This is a genomic window from Vibrio sp. RM-41-2B (genome assembly GCF_024744415.1).
Taxonomy (GTDB): Bacteria; Pseudomonadota; Gammaproteobacteria; order Enterobacterales; family Vibrionaceae; genus Vibrio; species Vibrio diabolicus.
In genome coordinates, this window is record NZ_JAMQWD010000005.1 from 300,362 (window position 1) to 318,777 (window position 18,416).

Below are 18,416 nucleotides of genomic sequence, written 5' to 3' on the forward strand. Positions count from 1 at the left end.
GTTATCGGATGAGTTGATTCGATAAATACCCCAAGTAATGATTCAAACTTAATCATTAATCACATTATGAAGAGGCTAAAAAAGGCGCAACTGCTGCGCCTTAATATGGAATATTAGAGTGAACTTACGTTTTATTCGGTGGTGCACACGACGCTGTTGTCGCTGCCAAAAGCATTGGGAACATAAGCGTCGGCTTGAGGATCGTTTTCCCACTTTGCATCATTGAGCAAGTAGCGGAACTGAACATTCTGCTCTTTAGGTAAGCGCGTTTTAAATTTAAATTGACGGCTTTTCTTCACTAATTTCATCGGTTCTGGCTGCCAGTTGTTAAAATCCCCAGCAATATGGATGGAGTCCCACTGGTCTTTATCTAGCTCGAACGTGACTTCAACTTCATCTTTTGTCTTAAAGAATCTCTTTTTAAGCATTGATCTTTCCTTGTTCGTACAAAAACTGCTCTAACTATTACTCGTGTTTCATAACGATTTCAAGTTTTATCGAATTGTCGCTGGTATCAGGTGAAGAACTATCTGAATGATGAATAGCTTAATCGCTATGAGTTCATGTGAGGGGGGAGCGGTATTGAGAAGCCTCAAGGATATAGAACCGTTAACGTACCAAGTTTTTAGGTGAGGCGGAACTCAGAGTCCGTATCTTGAAGTCAAATCGTTATCATGTATTATCTTAAATCACCATTTTTGTTGATGTAGCTATGTTGAAGTTTAACCGTACATTGTTGACCGCGATAGTTTGTTTAGCCGCTATGCTTTTGAGCAGTGTCGCTCCTATGGCGAAGGCTTCAGCCCCGGTGAAAACAATTGAAGTACGCGATATTATTGTTCAACAGGCTGCTCTGCACAAACAACTTGGTGTCAATGACGACTGTGTAGAATCACATCACGATGAGTCAACCATCAATAAGGCACAACAGTCTCACACGAGTTGTAGCTCTTCCTGCATGGTCAAAATTCCCGCCAACTTATCTCAAAACGACTTACTGCTTCTTCCTTACAGCCTTGCATTGATTGATAGGCCTCTAGTCGAAAAAGTAGTGACAGTGATCACCAAGCCTTATCGTCCTCCGATTGTTTAATCCCTCATCTCAAATTACTTGGGGTTTCCCCCTTTTTACCAAATGAAATGATTTGGCATTTGAATGCCACAAGGAAATAAACAATGAAAAAACTACTTGCCTTATGTAGTGCACTTTTACTGACTTTTACCGCTCACGCAGCGCAATTTGAAGAAGGGAAGCACTACAAAGTTCTGGATGTTAAGAAAGCATCGAAACCTGTTGTGACGGAATTCTTTTCTTTTTATTGCCCACATTGCTACAAGTTTGAGTCGCTTATTGAGCGTTTAAAACCTGCTCTGCCAAAAGAGGCAAAGTTTGAAAAGGTACATGTGGGGTTTATGGGCGGAGATATGGCGATTCCGATGGCCAAGTCCTACGCGACGATGGTGTCGCTCGGGGTTGAAGATACAATGATTCCTGCCATGTTTGCCCAAATTCATCAAAAGCGACAAGCGCCAAAAGATGAAGCTGAGCTGAAACAGCTCTTCGTTGATAATGGCGTAGAAGGTAAGAAGTTTGATGCCGCTTACAATAGCTTTGCCGTAAACTCAATGCAGAAGGGCTTTGATAAGCAATTCTCAGCCAGCACGTTAAGAGGGGTTCCAGGTGTGGTTGTGAACAATAAATACATTGTTTTGGCCAACGAAATTCGTACTTACGACGAGTACAATCAATTAGTTAATTACTTATTGACGCTGTAACTATAAATAGCATTGATGCTTAAAAATGGCGACGATAGAGTCGCCATTTTTTATGCTTATCACTTTCGCATTATCTAAGAACGCTTGTACATGCTTGAGTCGGAACACTAGTCATAAATATGGCATGCGGATAAAACAAGCTAGCAGCAGTGATTGCAACATTACATGGCTGAGCAATCGTGGTTTTAATCACATTGGTAAGCACGGCACCTGTATTGTTTACTGTTTGAGCGGCGGCTTGTTGTGCCTGGTAAGACACGCAACCTGTCGTTGCATTGATCATCGCTGTGCTAAACAAAAGTTTGCGAAAAAACATATTCATATCCTTTGTGAATGCTTTGAAATACTTATATGTGGATTGATTCATAAATGAAACAAAACAGTGTTCAAAATATGTGTGCATTCACGAAATGAACATTGTTTTATAAAAAGACGTTTTTTTGTGATCTTAGCACTGGACAGACCAGGCTATGAAACTAAAGCCAATCCGTGCATCACGATTACGCCGAAGGTCAGTTTGCTCCTCATTCCTTGATATCCCTTGGGCTCGGCGTCTTGTTCGACTTTCCTCACGAGTTTTTCTGCATACCAAACAGCAAGATACCCAATTGCTAAGAGTAGGGTAGCGACCGCGTAATGTTTGTGACCCTGCAGTAATGCGCCCCAAGCAAGTAAGACAAAAAGGTTGCTGAGAATTAATATATTTCTGCTAAGGCGGTGGTAGTAATGCTCAATGCCGTTACCCCAAAGGATGCCGGATAAAAAACTTAATATAACGGCGCTGTATGCGATGAAAAATTTCTGGCCACTTAAATTGAACAGTGAGATGTCAGTGAAAATCAGCCCTAAACTAAACACAAATGGAACCAGGCCTAAGTAACCGAGTTGTAGCATGGTTGAGCGTGTTGTCATGGTCGTCACCTTACAATTGTTGCTCTATCATATTGGTAAGCGTAGTACTTGTCGGTGATGTGGAGCTTGGAAAAGTGGCAATAACTTTGCCTTCAGAGCTAATTAGAAACTTATAGAAGTTCCATTTTGGTTTGATGCCAGCTTGGTTAGTAATCTCGCTGAATACGGGGTTTGCATCTACGCCTAATACTGAGGAGCGAGCCATCATTGGAAAGGTGACCCCGTAATCGAGATAACAGACTTTCGCTGTGTTTGTTTCGCTTCCTCTATCCTGTCGGAAGTCATTACTCGGGAAACCGATAACGGTGAAGTTTTGCTCTTTGTAAGTTTGATAGAGGGTTTCTAACTGTTCGAACTGAGGAGTGAAGCCGCACTGGCTTGCTGTATTGACGACTAGTAGTGTCTTTCCCTTAAAGCTTTCGCATAGATCGACTTCTTCTGTTGAGTTTAACAACCTTTGCTTACCTTGAAGAATATCAGGGCACTCAGATGCAAGAGTAAGCGAAGTCATGGAGATAAAGCCAACGAGAGCGACGAGTTTCAGTAATCCTTTCATGGTGTTGTTCCCTTTGTTTTCAATAAGTATAACTACTCAAGTGCAAAGAGGATCGATCAAAAAAGCCGCACAAATGCGCGGCTTCTTTCAGAGCTGGGATTTAATTATGCCAGTTTTAATTCGAACTGGTTGCGGTACATCACCATGTCTTCAATAGTCAGCACTGGCATGTTGTGCAGGCGACCAAACGCAACGATCTCAGGTGCTTTTGCCATCGTGCCATCTGGGTTGGTCACTTCACATAGTACGCCAGCGGGTTGAAGCCCTGCCATTTGCATCAGGTCAATCGTACCTTCTGTGTGACCACGGCGAGTCATTACACCACCTGGACGTGCGCGCAGAGGGAATACGTGACCCGGACGAGCAAGATCTTCCGGTTTTGCGTGCGGGTTTGCCGCCGTTTTAATGGTCGTCACGCGATCTGCTGCTGAAACTCCCGTTGTTACACCAACTTTCGCTTCAATAGAAACCGTAAATGCGGTTTGGTTTGCGCTGTTGTTGTTTACCACCATTGGAGGCAGTTCCAGTTTGTCTGCTTGAGCATCTGTTAAGCACAAACAAACGATGCCGCTACATTCGCGGATCATCAACGCCATTTGCTCGTTGGTGAGGTGCTCGACTGAATAAATGATATCGCCTTCGTTTTCGCGATCTTCATCATCAAGAAGAAGTACGCCACGGCCTTCTTTTAGAGCGATAATTGCGTTTTCAACGCGAGTAATTGGGTCGCCGAATTCGGCAAGTAGTGATGACTGATTCATGGTTAACTCCTAAATTTCACCAGAATCAGGGCGGTATGAGAGATCGTCGTAAAATACGATCAAAAAGAAGTGCACCAGCATTCAACGCGATCTTACTCGCGATACTGGTGTATTCTTATTCTCTTTCATCCGGACTATAACCGTCGGCTCTGGCATCTCACCAGATCTGCTGACCTCGACGAATCGAGCGCTCGCGGGCTCACTTGAAAAGTATACCGCCGGTGGGGAATTTCGCCCCGCCCTGAGAACAATTAAAAATGTGCCACTTCATTCAAGTTGTGAAGAAGTGGAGCTAGGATAGTACTGCGAACTGAATAGCTTGGAAAGTCGATTCCATCTGTATGATGGAAAAGTGTGCTACCGACGGAAATAATCTGTGCGAATAAAGTGATCAATCTGCTGGGGCACGAAGGTGTTGTAAATCAGACTCGTATGCGTTTGCTTCACTTCGATATGATCTTGCATACCGTGCAGTCTTGTCTCTTCTACGGTAACCGTACCGTCCGACATGGTGTTGTCATTACGGATCAACAATGGGCGAGCACCAATCGGCATCGTTCCTGCGATACTGCCGAGTTTTTGCGGAAAAGCCCAAGCGTCATCATGTCTGTTTAATCCGTGGTGTGGCGAATTGCCTAAAATGGCACCCAATCCGAGATCTTGAATCCTACCTACTATGGACGCGCCTTTAAGAGGCGAACCGATAGCGACAACATGAGAGATCAAGCTGGTGGTTGGCTTTCTGTTGGCGAGATAGCGCTTAATCATCAAGCCTCCCAAGCTGTGCCCCACGAGCACGTTTGCGGTCAGTGGGTTAAGCGAATGGTCAATAGAATCAAACAGTGAAGACTCATCGATAGCAACAGTGTTATAGCTGAGTACTTGCGTTTCGTATCCGAGCTTTCGCAGCTTTTGGCTAAGAGGCTGCATGACCAGCCCATGCATATAAAGACCATGTAAGATGATGATTTTCATAATACCTCCTAGATTTATGACGTTGTAGATATCCTACTCTAATTAACAAAGAACTACTTGTGCTTTGTGGTGCATATTTACGTTTTGCTGAAAAGTTTGATCGGTATAGCAAGCGTATTAGCCCAGTAAATCCTGTACTTGTTGTTGCAATTGATGACGATTTAAAGAAGCTGGGCTTAACACTTCACCAATAACAACGTCCACTTTTGACCAAAAACGAGTCGGTCGTTTTGTGAGAGCATGTCCGCCTTTGTGGCTGAAAAAAGAACCCCAAAGCCCCTTTAACGCCATAGGGATGACAGGAACAGGATTACGTTCAAGGATTTTTTCCACACCAGGGCGAAACTCACCCAATTCACCGTTAGACGTTAAACGACCCTCAGGGAAGATACAGACAACCTCACCGTCGTTAAGCGCTTGTTCAATCTGTTCAAATGCTCGACGGTAAGTGTCGGCACACTTACGTGGAGAACAGATCGGGATAACACCGGCATGACGGAAAACATATTTAAGAACAGGCAGCTCGCTGATGGACTTGTCCATCACAAAACGAACCGGGCGAGTAGAGGTTCCCATCAAAATCAACGCATCGACATAGCTAACATGGTTAGCCACGATTAACGCAGCACCTTGTTCAGGAATATGTTGGCGCCCCTTTACTGACACACGATACATACAATGGCTGAGTAAATAACTGATAAAGCGTTGTGTAAATTCTGGTACTTGACGATAGACATAGATTGCCACGAAGAAGTTACCTATTGCCATCATGGCAAACAGTTCCACAATAGAAAGCTCTAGTACGCTGAGTACAACGATAGAAACCAAAGCAGACACCACCATAAACAACGCATTCATGATGTTGTTAGCAGCAATGGCACGTGCACACTCCCCTTTGTTTGAGCGCGATTGGATGAACGCATAAAGAGGAACAATAAAGACACCGCCGCTTACACCAACAAGGAACAGGTCAATCATGACGCGCAGATGTTTTGATTCAGCAACGAAGCTTTGCACATCATAAAAGTGAATCGGAAGTGATGGATAACTTGGGACTGCCCATAGCAAGTCGACGCCAAAGACTGTCAGACCAAGGATACCGAATGGCAAAATACCAAGCTCAACGTGGTTGAAGGAAAGTTTTTCACACAACCAAGAGCCTGTCGCGATGCCAATGGAAAACAATGCCAACAGTAAAGAAACGACAGTGCTGTCTGCAAACAAATGTTCACGCGCAAAGTTAGGGAATTGAGTCAGGTAAGTCGCACCCATGAACCAAAACCAACTGATGGCTAGAATAGACATCCAAATGCCTCTCTGTTTTTTTGCCACTTTTAACGTGTTCTTTAAACCAGAAATCGGTTCAAATTTCGCTTTGTCATTCGATTGGCTAGGCATCGTTGGAATATTCACGCTGCTCATGAACCCAAGCAAAGACAAGGCAATCACGGTACAAGAAGCAATCAAGGTACCATTAGGAATGGCTAGCAGCAGGCCTGCGCTAAGCGTACCTATAAGAATCGAAAGAAACGTGCCCATTTCAACCCAAGCATTTCCTTTAACAAGCTCATTTGGTTTGAGCGCTTGTGGTAGTAAGGCGTATTTCACGGGGCCAAAATAGGCCGATTGAGTGCCTGTCATAAACAGCAAAACCAGCATCAGCATGGCACTTTGGGTGGCAATAGCGGTTGCTGCGCAAGACATGATAGCCAGCTCGATGAGCTTTAGACGTCGGATTAATTTGGCTTTGTCCATGCTGTCAGCGACGGCACCAGCATGCGCTGAGAATAGAAAGAAAGGTAGGATGAATAAGCCTGCCGCCAAATTAACGAATAGATTGACGGATATTGGTAGGTTATCAATTTGGCTGTATGTCACCATCAATAACAGAACGTTTTTGTAGATGTTGTCATTGAGTGCGCCAAGGCATTGCGTCACAAAGTAAGGAAAAAAGCGTTTTGAGAAAAACATACGGGCACCGATTAAACAAAGTCGAATGAGATGGGAGCACTTTATGCTCAATGAACGATTAAACCAGCTTTCTCTTTCAAGTGACGTTGTATGCCACCAAAAGTAACGAAATTCGTTACTTTTATTTCCATTTTTTATTGAGTTACTAATTGCGAGACTTATTGGTGAGTTTTCTTTCCCATGGTTCAAACAGAGGGAACGTCCAGCGACGCATCGCAATAATCAGAGAGGTGCCGTGTTTTTCGTCCATATCGAGAGAGCTATCACTTTGGCAAGCCTGATAAAACTCATCGATGACCTTTTGCAGTTTCTGTTGTAGCTTCTTGTTGGTTGGTACACTCATCAATCCTGTTGCCATGGAGAACTTTTCATCTTCACCAGAAAAGTAGCTTTGGAAAAAGGCGTCTTGAACTTGCTGTTGGAAGAACCGTTGAATAGGGCCGCCCATCTGCCACTTAAATGTCGGAGATATACGCAAACGAATTTTGTTATTTGGCTGCAAGTCGATGATGTTCAGACGATCCAAATGAGCAAGCTTTTGCACCAGTTCAAACTCATTGAAGGTGTATTGCTGAACGATTTGCTCAAACTGATAGCCATTTACAACACAGATTGCCACGAGTAGCAGGGCTTTATCATCAACCAACTGCTTTTCTTGCTCTAACGTTAGCGACTCTAGACCTTTATTGTGCGCAGCCGCAAGCTTAAACAGTTCCGCCATTTCTAAACCAATCAATTGGCAAATGCGTTCTAAGCGTTCAAGACTAATGTGTTGACCTTCAGCGAGTAAACGTTTGACGCTTCCTTCACTTAAATCAAGGCGTTGTGCAACATCAGCATAATGCAGCCCAGCTAACTTTAGTTGGCGTTTAAGCTCTTTAATTAACGTATAGCTTTCTGACATTTACGCTGTTACCTCGTCGTGTAACTGCTCTAGGTACGTTTGCATAAAGGTTTTGCGTTTTTGCGCTTTGCGTCTTGCTGACTCTGTGTTCATGGTTTCAGCGATTTTGAATAACTTGGTCTGAAAGTGATCCAGGGTGAATTGTTTATCGTCGAGCTCTCGCTGTTGAGCAAAGATGTCTTTGTCATCGTAAAGTTGCGCATCAAACTCAGTGCTCACTTGTATACAGCGAGTAATGCCAATTGCGCCTAAAGCGTCCAGACGGTCGGCATCTTGAACGACTTTTGCCTCCAATGTGTTGGGTCTGATATTAGCGCTAAAGCTGTGTGCTTCTATCGCATGGGCAATGGCATCATGGTACTGCTGCGGATAATCGATACTTTCTAAAAACGCGACCGCTTTTTTGGCTGCAATGATTGAGCTCTGCTTGCGGTTTGGATGATCTTTCGGATAGGTAAAACAATCATGTAAATAGGCGGCGGGAAGCACAATAGATAAGTCGGCGCCTTCTTCCATAGCCAGTTTTTTTGCGGTGTTTACGACCCGTTGAACATGGCTTATGTCATGCGCCGCATCGACTTGCATCTCTTGCTGCATAAATTCCAAAAATTGCGATTCTATCTGGCTTAATAAGGTCATGAGTTATATCTACAACTAAAGTGAAGGCAGAAGTATGCCGAACGCAGAGAGGAATTTCCAAGTTCGATAGTGTAATTGAGATTTAGCCATCAGAACCTTATGCAACTTAGTAAGTACCGGGTCATCTTAAATAGCATTTTTGTGTGTTCGGTTGGCTACTAAGGTGGTAAGACACAGAGCAGCAGTGAGGTTTGCCAATAGTAAAAGGGCCTGATGATTTCGTCAGACCCTTTTTCGTTTTAGTCGGTATTTTTACTAACCTTAGCGCTTGAACGTCACATGCTCTGCTTGTTCAAGATGAATATGAGTTGTCGCAGGCTGTGTTTCTGCAATCACTTTACCGTGACGAACAGAGTAGCGAACCGGCACTTGGCGACGTACTGCGTCAAAACCATTTTCTGCGGGAAGAATCAGTAAACTACCTGGTTTGCCCTCTTCAATGCCGTGCTTATCTTGAATGTTCAGTGTACGTGCTGAATTGGTGCTGATCAGATCCAATGAGTTGTTGATTTGGTCGTAACCCATCACCTGACACACGTGCAGACCCATATGCAGCACTTGCAGCATGTTTGCAGTGCCTAGTGGGTACCAAGGGTCAAATACATCATCGTGTCCAAAGCAGACGTTGATGTTGGCATTCAGCATCTCTTTCACTCGTGTTACGCCGCGACGTTTTGGGTAATCATCAAAGCGGCCTTGTAAGTGAATGTTCACCAATGGATTTGCCACGAAGTTGATACCGGACATGCGTAATAAACGGAACAGGCGAGATGCATACGCACCGTTGTAGGAACCCATTGCCGTTGTGTGGCTTGCCGTGACTTTATTCCCCATATCAAACTTGTGCGCTAATGCTGCCAGTGTTTCAACGAAGCGAGATTGTTCGTCATCGATTTCATCACAATGCACGTCGATCAGGCGGTCGTATTTTTGCGCCAATTCGAACACGTAGTGCAGCGATTCAATGCCGTATTCGCGTGTGAATTCAAAGTGTGGAATCGCGCCAATCACGTCCGCACCTAATTTGACGGCTTCTTCTAGTAGCTCTTTGCCATTTGGGTAAGAGAGAATACCTTCCTGCGGAAACGCAACGATTTGGATGTCTACCCACTCTTTCATCTCTTCACGCACTTCTACCATCGCTTTTAGGGCAATTAGGGTAGGGTCTGAAACATCGACGTGGGTACGAACGTGTTGTACACCATTTGCGATCTGCCATTTTAAGGTTTGTTTTGCGCGCGCTTTCACGTCTTCAATCGACAGCATTTCTTTGCGCTCAGCCCAACGTTCAATACCCTCAAACAATGTGCCAGAGATGTTCCAGCTTGGCTCGCCTGCGGTTTGCGTTGTATCTAGGTGGATGTGCGGCTCGCAGAAAGGCGCCACCGCCATGCCGCCTTCAGCATCTATGAGGTCACCGTTGTGATTAAGCTCCACATCGTTGCTTTCAATGCGCTTGAATTGACCATCTTCAATCAAAATTTGCTGCAGACCTTCTTGTCCTTTTAGCGTTACGTTTTTGATCAGTAGTGTTGTCATGATGGTTCCTTACGCTGGGTGTGTAGCCAGTGCTTTTTTGTTGAGAATAGGATTAAGAATCAGGAAGCTAATTGCGCCGCCAAGTACAGCGTTAATCGGTACTACGCCAGGAAGGAAGTGTCCCGCACCAACGCCAATCGCTACAGCGATAATGCCAGCCCAGTTTACGCTTTGGAACTGGGCGGCTTCAAAGTTTGCGTAGCGCTTACGGTTCGTGAAGAAGTCAGCGATGATCACGCCGCCAATCGGTGGAATTGCCAACGATAAGAAGGTTAGCCAGCCAACAAAGTTATTGTAGAGCCAGAGAGCGCAAAGTGTGCCAATAAGCCCGTTCGCCATCGAGATGTATTTACTTGGTAAGCCAGTGATGTTGGAAAATCCAAGACCCGATGCGTAGAGCGCGTTGTCGTTGGTCGTCCAAATGTTTAACCCAAGTACGATGATGGCAGGAATCAATAAACCTTGCGCAATCATCACTTCAGAGATGTCTGATTGACCCGTCACCGACGCACCTGCCGCGCCAAAGATAAACATTAATGAGTTACCGATGAAAAATGCCACCATGGTGATCATCACGGCGCTGCGCGGCTTTTTGCCAAAGCGCACGAAATCTGCCGTTAATGTACCAGCACTGACAAAAGAGCCGACAACCATCGCGAGAGCTATTGAAAAATCGAGTGGCTCGGTTGGTTGAACTTGTTGCAGTTCGCTAATACCGCCAACGCTATTTACTGCCTCGATGACAGAGTAGCCGCCAAGTAGCGCAATGGCAGGAACGGCAATTGCTGACAACACCATCAGTGCTGAGATGCCAAAGTAAACGGTCGCGGTCATGAGCAAACCGGAAACGAGGATCAATGTATTGGTATCGATGCCCGTTGCTTTATGCACCGGAATCGCAAACATCGCGACACCAACTCCAAACCACCCAACTTGAGTACCGCCAAGAAGAGCAGAAGGAAGCCAAGAGCCTTTAGAACCAAAAGAGAAACGAGCAAGAAGGTGAGTAGAGAGACCAGTAGAAGCGCCGATGTAACCGAGGAAAGAAGTGTAAATACCGAGGATTAGGTTACCGATGAGAACAGCGAGGAAAAAATCATTAAAGGAGAGCCCAGTACCGAGAGAACCCCCTGTCCACATACTTGCGGAGAAAAAAGTGAGTCCTAACATCACCATGGTTAGTGATGCCACGCCTTTTCTGGCCGTGTTGGGAACTGGTCCAAGACTGTAGTTATTGTCTCCAGCCATTATTACCTCCGCACATTGAAATATTAAATTATAGCACCTGGTTTTCAGGCAAACGGCGCGTATTATCGTGATGTAAATTTAATAGTCAATGATAAAATTGCAATTTGAACGTTTGCTTGATTTTTGGTGTCTATTTTTTCTTTTAATAACAATGTCTTGGTTTTTAAATTCTAAAAGTGAAAAGTTTGTTTTTACGTGTTTTCTATGATTTATAGACAGGTTTTCTATGTGAAATGAATGTTTTGAATTGCTATTTGTTTTTATGGATTAAATTTATCTATAACTCTAGATTGTTCAGTCGATTTCTATGAAAAAAAAACGATTTCATGATGAGTGTTTTGGTTTGGGCGTTATTTACTCTTTTTTTGGTGTGTTTTCTTGGTTTTATTTCATGTAGGTGATTTGTTTTTGTTGAAGCTGGTGTTTCTAATGGTTTAGTGGGCGAATATTTGAATTTTATAAACAGTAAACAATCTGTTGTGGGCAAGAAAAGTACAACCGAGCTCGGTCGGAGGGTAAGAGAGCAATAGCCACATAAAAAAATAGCCAACCGCAAAGAGTGCGATTGGCTTATATACATGTGAACAAAATCAAGTTCACTAACAACGTCAGTTGGCTAGGTGACCCTCGGCTTAAGAAGGGTCGATTTATATAATGCAGTTACTGTGCCAACTTTAATATGCCCTAAAATACGTAGTTTCTGTGACATGCGTTGCTTAAAGTTTGAGTTTTTTTGCAATTTGCAACTGCGTTATGCAATTTGATTCTATTATGCTAATGATTGATTAATAAACAGTGGACTTTTTAGAGCATGACTAAACTCGCCGTTCCCAAAAAGGCGAAGAAACCAACCACATCTGTCACCGTCGTTAGAATAACCGAACCTGCTAAGGCGGGATCCAATTTAAACTTATCCAAAATAATGGGTATCAACACGCCAAATAAAGCAGCGGTAATAATGTTGACGATAATGGCCAGCGCGATGGTTCCACCTAAAACTGGCGATTGGAACCACAATCCGGCTAACCCGCCGATGATTAGCGCCCAAGCAATGCCGTTCAGTGAGCCAATACCCAGCTCATTTTTTAAGAATTTGAACCGGTTACCTGGGGTAATCTGATTAAGCGCCATCGCACGAACCATTAGAGTCAGCGTTTGGCTGCCTGCAATGCCACCCATCGATGCAACAATTGGCATGAGCACCGCCAAAGCCACTACCTGAGCAATTACATCTTCAAATAGTCCGATAGTGACAGACGCCAAAATCGCAGTAAGCAGATTGATGCCTAACCAAACCCCGCGCTTTTGCGAGCTTTTTAATACTGGCGCAAACAAGTCATCGCCTTCATCCATACCAGTACCAGCCATTAAGCGCGCTTCGTAGATTTCACGTTGCGTACTTAATGCAAATTGCCAATCGACTTCACCAATCAGAGTTTGGTCTGCATCAGTCACAGGCAGAGCGGGCAGTGTGCTGTGCTCTAATGCTTCTACCGCTTCGGGAAGCATCATCTTACTGTCTAGCACCGTCACCGCTTCAATAACGAGTGTTTTCAAGCGAGTATCAGGGTCACTACGTAAAATTTCGTAGTAATTGACTGTCCCTCGATACTGTTTATTACGGTTGATCAGATAGACCTGTTGAGGCGTGTCGTAGCTATAGCGCTCCATTAACTGCTTAGCCGTTCCAATCGTAATATTAAAGGGTAGGGTGATGATTTTACGCTCAGCCCAGTGGCCGAGTTCTTCATCTTCATATTCGTTTGCCTGATCGTAAAGCTCTAACTCATCTTTTTCGATTAACGCGAGCGCTTCGTTGATGATCGACTCAGGCAACGAATCTGCCCATTCGATCAGCGATAAGTTATCAAGTTTAGCGAGGGTGAGTTTTAGCTCGATTTCAGATAATGCATTGATGATAGAAAAACGTACGTCGGCACGCATTTCCGTTAACACGTCGATATGCAGTTCTAGTGGCAAAGCTCGCCACAAGCGAACACGATCATCGATTGGAAAGGCTTCCAGAATTAGGGCGACTGCGCCAGGTTCGAGACCCGCTTCAATAGATTCATTGAGCGTTGCGACTTGATCCGCTTCTTCGGCTTGGCCAATTTGCTGGATTAGAGTGGAGAGATCTTGAAACTTGCTCACCGAGTACCCCGATAGTTAATTCGTTTTATGGAAGTATGGCATGTTATTGAGATGCACAACTATGCATCTTAACCTTGCTCAAGGTACTTGAAAGTAACAGAAAAACAATAGGCTATTCGCTGTTGATAGTGAGATATGGCTGTACCAATTGGCGAATGTTCACTTTTGCGCCAATTCTCGCTGCGAGCAAATACATTCCACCAATTTTACGATGTAAAAATAGGGCATCGGCAGGTGGGGTATGCCAGTACTCTTGTTCCATGCTCAAAATAGTGCCAGCTTCGCGAAGTTTTTGCGCTAAGCCACTGGCTTTAAAATCATATGGCTCATCAACCAACATGGGTTCACATGCCATTTTTACTAAATCGAGAATCGCTTGGCGCTGGTCAGGTAGGATGGTTTGGCTGAAGAAGCCAATTTGCTCAAGCGCGTCATTCAAGCCTTGTTCGTCATTATTCATAACGGACGCAAAAGCTTGGCGATAGCCGGTACTGAACCGTTCGCTGTATTCGCGGGTCGCACCAAAGTCTAGCAAGCCGATTTGACGAGTGTTTTCGATATATAAGTAGTTGGCGAAGTTTGGGTCAGTTTGTACCATCTTAAATTCGAACAGCTCTCTGAACAGTAATTCGAGTAGGCTGTGCATGACAAAATCTCGCGTACTTTGATCATAATGTTCGATGTGTTCAATGGGTACGCCGTCAATAAATTCCATGGCGAGAACGGAGTCTGAGCAACTTTCAGTGTGAATCTTTGGTACGACAAAATGAGGATGCTCCTTCAAAGCGTCATGATAACGAATGGCAAATTGCGCCTCTCGTGCGTAATCGGCTTCATCATGCAGTTGCTTTTTCGCTTCTTCGAGCAATCCTTTGTAGTCGACAGATTCTGGAATCAACCCAACCACTTTAAGCAACGTACCTACGTTGTCTACGTCGCTATCGATACTTTTTCGTATGCCCGGATATTGCACTTTGACGGCTAGGTTATCGCCCGCATCGCTGTAGGCTTGGTGCACTTGTCCTATTGATGCACTGGCGATTGGTTTGAAGTTAAATGACAGAAAGTCAGCTTTCCAACTCGTTCCTAGCGAACTTTCCATGACTCCGTTCAGTTGCTTTGCAGGCATTGGGTCTGCGTTGGAGCGAAGGCGGGAGAGAATATCGACGAGTTCAGGTTCTAAAACATCACCAGCATCCATTGAGAGCATTTGACCAAGCTTCATTGCAGCGCCACGTAGGTGAGCAAGTTGGTCTGTCAACCGCGCGATGTTTTGTGGCGTCAGCAAGAGGTCTTTCGCTTTTGGTTTATTGCCTTTGGCGATTTGTTTCGTGCCTTCTGCAATCACATTGCCTGCGACACGGGTAGCAAGTGAAGCGAACTTGCTGAACCTTGAGATACGATGGGTAGGTAGGCTTCTTTCCTTTGCCGACATGAATCTTCTCCGCTGTTTACTAACTAATTGTTATACGGGAAAAGGATGTGTTTGGATACAAATGAAAAAACCGCCAGCGAAACTGGCGGTTTGTGAGTTTAGATGGAGTAGAAGAAGTACAGCTGAGACTTCATTCGAATGATGATCCCGCGAATCACATCCAAGAAGGCCATGAAGCCTATCGGTTTTTCACCGCTGATCCATGCGAGGCCAACAGAGCCAACAGGAATGTCGTAGCCTTCTGGCTCATCAATCTTAAGACGAACAAAGTGGTGTTTGTTCTGTAAGTTCTTGCCGGTTGTAACGCGAACAGAATCATCGAAACCCAGCAGATTACCTTGTGACTCACCTGTTGCTTCAACAATGCCTTCGACGGTCGCTGAGAAGATCTTGCCTGGGTAAACGGACGAAGAGAATTCCGCAGGTTGACCCGGTTTGATGTTACGAATCGCCTGGTGGTTGACTCGCATCAGCACATACTTCTCGTTAGTGTACATATTAATACGTGGCATCATCGAAACACGCTGACCTTCACGCAGGATAAAGTTGGTGACAAAGCCATCTGTTGGGGCATGAACTTTGGTGCTGTTCAAATCCCATTGCGCTTTTGCAATTTGCTCTTCAGCTTGGCGCAGTTCGGTTTGTTTGGTTTCAACTGCGAGCTCTGCTTTATGAATCGCCAGTTTTGCACGTGAAATATCGACTTGTTTCTTCTTAATTTGAGACTCAAGGGTTAACACGTTGTGACGTGCCATATCAACCGCACTCGATTGTTTGTCGATGTCGCTTTCCGTGATGGTGTTTTGCACCACTCGGTTTTGCTCAACATAACGATCTAGCATCTTTTTCTGCAATTTGTAGTCAACTTTCGCCGCTTCCAATTGGCTCTTTGATGTTTCTAGATCTTGCACCAATGCTTGATGATTCGCTTCTTCAATCTCGATGTCGCCTTTTGCCGTAGCTAATGCGACTCGTGCAGAATCGGCGGATACGCTCGCCTGATTTAATGCGATTTCGTATTGCGTTGGGTCAAGTTCATAAATAAGCTGACCTTCTTTAACTTGTTGATTTGGCTTAATGTAAATGTGGTCAACTTTACCCTTCACATTGGTTGAATCTGGACGCAATTGGATGTGTGGTGACTGCACGACAGAACCACCGGATAAATCCATCGGGGTGAAGTTAATCAAACCTACCCATACGAACATCAGCCAACTCAAACCGCCAAGATAAGCGAACGATTTGGTTGCTTTGTTCCAAGGCATGCCAACCAAACGCAGCAAATAGATGAAGAGAGCCCATACCGCTAAACCTTCTAACATTACGCTTCCTCTTTTGGCTGTGTTTCTGTTTGCGGTTTACTTCTCCATGTATCACGCAGATTGATGATGGCTTTTTCCATATCAACGAATGCAAAGATAACAGCTAGCACCCAAACCCAGTGCCAGACAAACCCTATCCAGGTGAGCGCAGTGATGAGCCCTATCTGATGATGGTCTTTGCTGTGCGCCTTATTAATTGGCAACTCATGGATTTTCCAAAAGCCGTAACACGCGCCCGCGACACTCGCGATTAAAATGACAGCAGCGACAACATGTAACGCCGTATCTGCGCCTGTACCGACAAATGGGACACTCAGTAAACTCATTAAACACTCCTCTATCAAACGGTTGGCGTATTGTGATCTGGATTTGATTTAGGTCTTTCTTTGTGACAGATTCAATCAATAGAGGATTGAATTTGATGTGATTGGTAATGAAGACGGTTCGGTTTATTCGCGCGATGGGTATTCTAAACATGCATAACCTCGCGTTATCTAAATATAATGTGGGCTCGGGGGAACTGGGGATTCCGTCGTCGGTGTTTCACAACCCAATGACACTGATCCCGCTAAAAGCCGTCGCAGAATGGTATCGTTGTGTTGAACAAGCCAGTAGTGACCCGGATGTGGTGTTGAGTCTCAGCAGAGGTATTGAACTGCAAAAGCTTGGACCTGTGGGACGCTGGCTATTTTCTGGGAATGATTTAGCCAGCGCGATTCGACGCGTTAATTATGGTGCGAGTAACTTACAATCTGGGGCGTTTTTCGCTGGCGAACAGTCGGGCAAAATCATCAAATGGACTTACCACAATCCGTTTATAGAAACGTCAGTAAAGGTGCACGATAGTATCCGCTGTGCGGTATTTATGATTAAAGTGCTACGCGAATTTCTTGGTAAAGACTATCAGCCTTTGCGCGTCAAGATTTCAGGGTCGAGAAAAAATACTGAGCGATACCGGGAATATTTCGGCTGCGAGGTGGAATGGAGTCAGCCAAAAACAGAAATATGGATCCCGGGAGATGACCGATTAGCTTCCCGCCAAGTGAGCCATCGCGAGGACAGCCGTCTAGCGATGAGTTTTTCCGATTTGGATGATTTGCTTAATATGCCCGACCCAGAAGATGAGTTGAAAGTGATTTATGAAGTGGTGAACTACAGCAGTCATTATGGATTGCCAACGTTAGAGCGCGTTTCTTCTCTGCTTGATTTATCTGAACAGCAGTTTCAACGTCGTTTGCACAAATTAGGCCTCAACTTCTCGATGGTATCCGGCTATGTATTGAGTAATGTTGCGGCTGGGTTATTGAGTAAGCGCGTGAGTATTGATGACATAGCCATGCGCCTTGGTTACACCAATGTGGCGAGCTTCAATCGTATGTTTAAGAAGCATCGTGGATTAACGCCCAAGCAGTATACGGGAAGATTAGAGAAGTAGTGCTCCACTTATCTCTATGAGTACAAGCAATAAAAGCCCTCAAAAAAGTAGAGGGCTTTGTTTTTTTGTGTGTTGTTGTTTTATGTAATGGCTATTTTTTAGGGCGCCAACTTAGTGCACTTGCAACAGCGCCGATGGCAATTACATCCTTTTTTTGTTCGCTAAGTTCAGGGAGCATCTGTACCGCAATGGTACCGTTCGTCTGCACAGCGGCAATTTCTTGTGTGCCTTCCTTAAAGCTATAACCCAATGGAATGTCTACCGCCATCATGGCGTCAGGACTAGTATGTACAGTTTCTACATTAAAGTGGGTGCTACCAATACGCACTACGCCTGCCTCTTTTTTCTCAAAGCTGATGTCGATGAGAGCCGATTTTGGCTCCATCGCAAACTCACCGACTTTTTTACCATCTTGAGCAATGTCACAGGTGTAAGGATCATTCCCACCAAAATCGACGCCCATGTAGTTAACCGACATACCGCCTCCAGTGCAGTTCAAAAGCCAAGTTTCCCCGCTGTCGATACGAGTCACTTCTGCGCCCATTGAACCTTCTTTGAAAGAGATACGGTTAAACCAACTTGAGTTAGAAGCACTGCGTGAATACTTGCCTTTGTACTTACCAGCAAAATCAAAATGGCCATCTGCACCGAATCCCCAAAAATCACCGTCGGTTTTGATCAGCATTTCTGGTTGTGCTTTTACGGCATCAGTACGATCCATGACGGCTAGGCCACCACAACCAGCAAGGAGCAAGGGAGCGAATAGAATAAGTTTCTTCATGTTTTTCATTG

General features: G+C 44.7%; 19 protein-coding genes and 1 riboswitch. Of the genes, 3 read left to right on the forward strand and 16 right to left on the reverse strand.

The genetic code is table 11. From position 1 onward, the window contains the following. Positions 1-131 precede the first annotated feature (131 nt). Positions 132-428, reverse strand: a complete 297-nt coding sequence (locus tag NB463_RS04820; RefSeq protein WP_005396349.1) for an isoamylase early set domain-containing protein — start codon at positions 426-428, stop codon at positions 132-134. 284 nt (positions 429-712) lie between these two features. On the opposite strand from NB463_RS04820, the gene NB463_RS04825 reads away from it, so the two are divergent. Together NB463_RS04825 and NB463_RS04830 are read left to right on the forward strand one after the other, a co-directional pair. Beyond that, on the forward strand, positions 713-1,093 hold the full coding sequence (locus NB463_RS04825; RefSeq protein ID WP_258431400.1) for a hypothetical protein: 381 nt from the start codon (positions 713-715) through the stop codon (positions 1,091-1,093). 83 nt (positions 1,094-1,176) lie between these two features. After that, complete coding sequence (locus NB463_RS04830) at positions 1,177-1,776, forward strand: thiol:disulfide interchange protein DsbA/DsbL (protein WP_005373667.1); 600 nt, start codon at positions 1,177-1,179, stop codon at positions 1,774-1,776. 70 nt (positions 1,777-1,846) lie between these two features. On the opposite strand, the gene NB463_RS04835 is transcribed toward NB463_RS04830, so the two are convergent. From NB463_RS04835 to NB463_RS04900, 14 genes are all read right to left on the reverse strand, one after another. Next, the gene (locus NB463_RS04835; RefSeq protein WP_005373664.1) at positions 1,847-2,092 is read right to left on the reverse strand and encodes a hypothetical protein; all 246 of its coding nucleotides are present in this window, start codon (positions 2,090-2,092) and stop codon (positions 1,847-1,849) included. Between the two features lie 152 nt (positions 2,093-2,244). Then, the gene (locus tag NB463_RS04840) at positions 2,245-2,688 is read right to left on the reverse strand and encodes a DUF3429 domain-containing protein (protein WP_258431401.1); all 444 of its coding nucleotides are present in this window, start codon (positions 2,686-2,688) and stop codon (positions 2,245-2,247) included. A gap of 10 nt (positions 2,689-2,698) precedes the next feature. Further along, entirely contained in the window at positions 2,699-3,199 is a 501-nt protein-coding gene (locus tag NB463_RS04845) for a glutathione peroxidase (RefSeq protein ID WP_371343671.1), read from the reverse strand. A 149-nt stretch (positions 3,200-3,348) separates the two neighbouring features. Next, positions 3,349-4,005, reverse strand: a complete 657-nt coding sequence (gene ribB, locus NB463_RS04850; RefSeq protein WP_005396354.1) for a 3,4-dihydroxy-2-butanone-4-phosphate synthase — start codon at positions 4,003-4,005, stop codon at positions 3,349-3,351. 113 nt (positions 4,006-4,118) lie between these two features. After that, positions 4,119-4,258, reverse strand: a riboswitch (FMN riboswitch). Positions 4,259-4,362: 104 nt separating this feature from the next. Continuing rightward, positions 4,363-4,980: a triacylglycerol lipase gene (locus NB463_RS04855; protein WP_258431403.1), complete on the reverse strand. Its 618-nt coding sequence runs from the start codon at positions 4,978-4,980 to the stop codon at positions 4,363-4,365. A gap of 117 nt (positions 4,981-5,097) precedes the next feature. Continuing rightward, positions 5,098-6,951 (reverse strand): MFS transporter, encoded by a 1,854-nt coding sequence (locus NB463_RS04860; protein ID WP_258431404.1) that lies wholly within the window; start codon positions 6,949-6,951, stop codon positions 5,098-5,100. 145 nt (positions 6,952-7,096) lie between these two features. After that, positions 7,097-7,855, reverse strand: coding sequence for a helix-turn-helix domain-containing protein (locus NB463_RS04865; RefSeq protein ID WP_258431405.1), 759 nt, complete (start codon positions 7,853-7,855; stop codon positions 7,097-7,099). After that, a complete protein-coding gene (locus NB463_RS04870) occupies positions 7,856-8,494 on the reverse strand; it encodes an HD domain-containing protein (protein ID WP_258515970.1) in 639 nt (212 codons plus the stop codon). Positions 8,495-8,755: 261 nt separating this feature from the next. Further along, on the reverse strand, positions 8,756-10,033 hold the full coding sequence (locus tag NB463_RS04875; RefSeq protein ID WP_258431407.1) for a cytosine deaminase: 1,278 nt from the start codon (positions 10,031-10,033) through the stop codon (positions 8,756-8,758). 9 nt (positions 10,034-10,042) lie between these two features. Further along, positions 10,043-11,281 carry a cytosine permease gene (gene codB, locus NB463_RS04880; RefSeq protein ID WP_258431408.1) on the reverse strand — a complete coding sequence of 413 codons (1,239 nt, stop codon included), beginning with the start codon at positions 11,279-11,281 and terminating at the stop codon, positions 10,043-10,045. Positions 11,282-12,085: 804 nt separating this feature from the next. Further along, positions 12,086-13,432 (reverse strand): magnesium transporter, encoded by a 1,347-nt coding sequence (locus NB463_RS04885; RefSeq protein WP_258431409.1) that lies wholly within the window; start codon positions 13,430-13,432, stop codon positions 12,086-12,088. A gap of 112 nt (positions 13,433-13,544) precedes the next feature. Next, positions 13,545-14,867 (reverse strand): ABC1 kinase family protein, encoded by a 1,323-nt coding sequence (locus NB463_RS04890; RefSeq protein ID WP_258431410.1) that lies wholly within the window; start codon positions 14,865-14,867, stop codon positions 13,545-13,547. 98 nt (positions 14,868-14,965) lie between these two features. Continuing rightward, the gene (locus tag NB463_RS04895) at positions 14,966-16,189 is read right to left on the reverse strand and encodes an HlyD family secretion protein (protein WP_258431411.1); all 1,224 of its coding nucleotides are present in this window, start codon (positions 16,187-16,189) and stop codon (positions 14,966-14,968) included. Beyond that, positions 16,189-16,515, reverse strand: coding sequence for an MFS transporter (locus NB463_RS04900; protein ID WP_258431412.1), 327 nt, complete (start codon positions 16,513-16,515; stop codon positions 16,189-16,191). Before NB463_RS04900 ends, NB463_RS04895 begins: the two co-directional genes overlap by 1 nt. Positions 16,516-16,622: 107 nt before the next feature. Here NB463_RS04900 and NB463_RS04905 point away from each other — a divergent pair, with 107 nt between their 5' ends. Beyond that, on the forward strand, positions 16,623-17,624 hold the full coding sequence (locus tag NB463_RS04905) for an AraC family transcriptional regulator (RefSeq protein ID WP_258431413.1): 1,002 nt from the start codon (positions 16,623-16,625) through the stop codon (positions 17,622-17,624). A 91-nt stretch (positions 17,625-17,715) separates the two neighbouring features. Here NB463_RS04905 and NB463_RS04910 read toward each other — a convergent pair whose 3' ends face one another. Then, positions 17,716-18,405, reverse strand: a complete 690-nt coding sequence (locus tag NB463_RS04910) for a hypothetical protein (protein ID WP_258431414.1) — start codon at positions 18,403-18,405, stop codon at positions 17,716-17,718. Positions 18,406-18,416 lie beyond the last annotated feature (11 nt).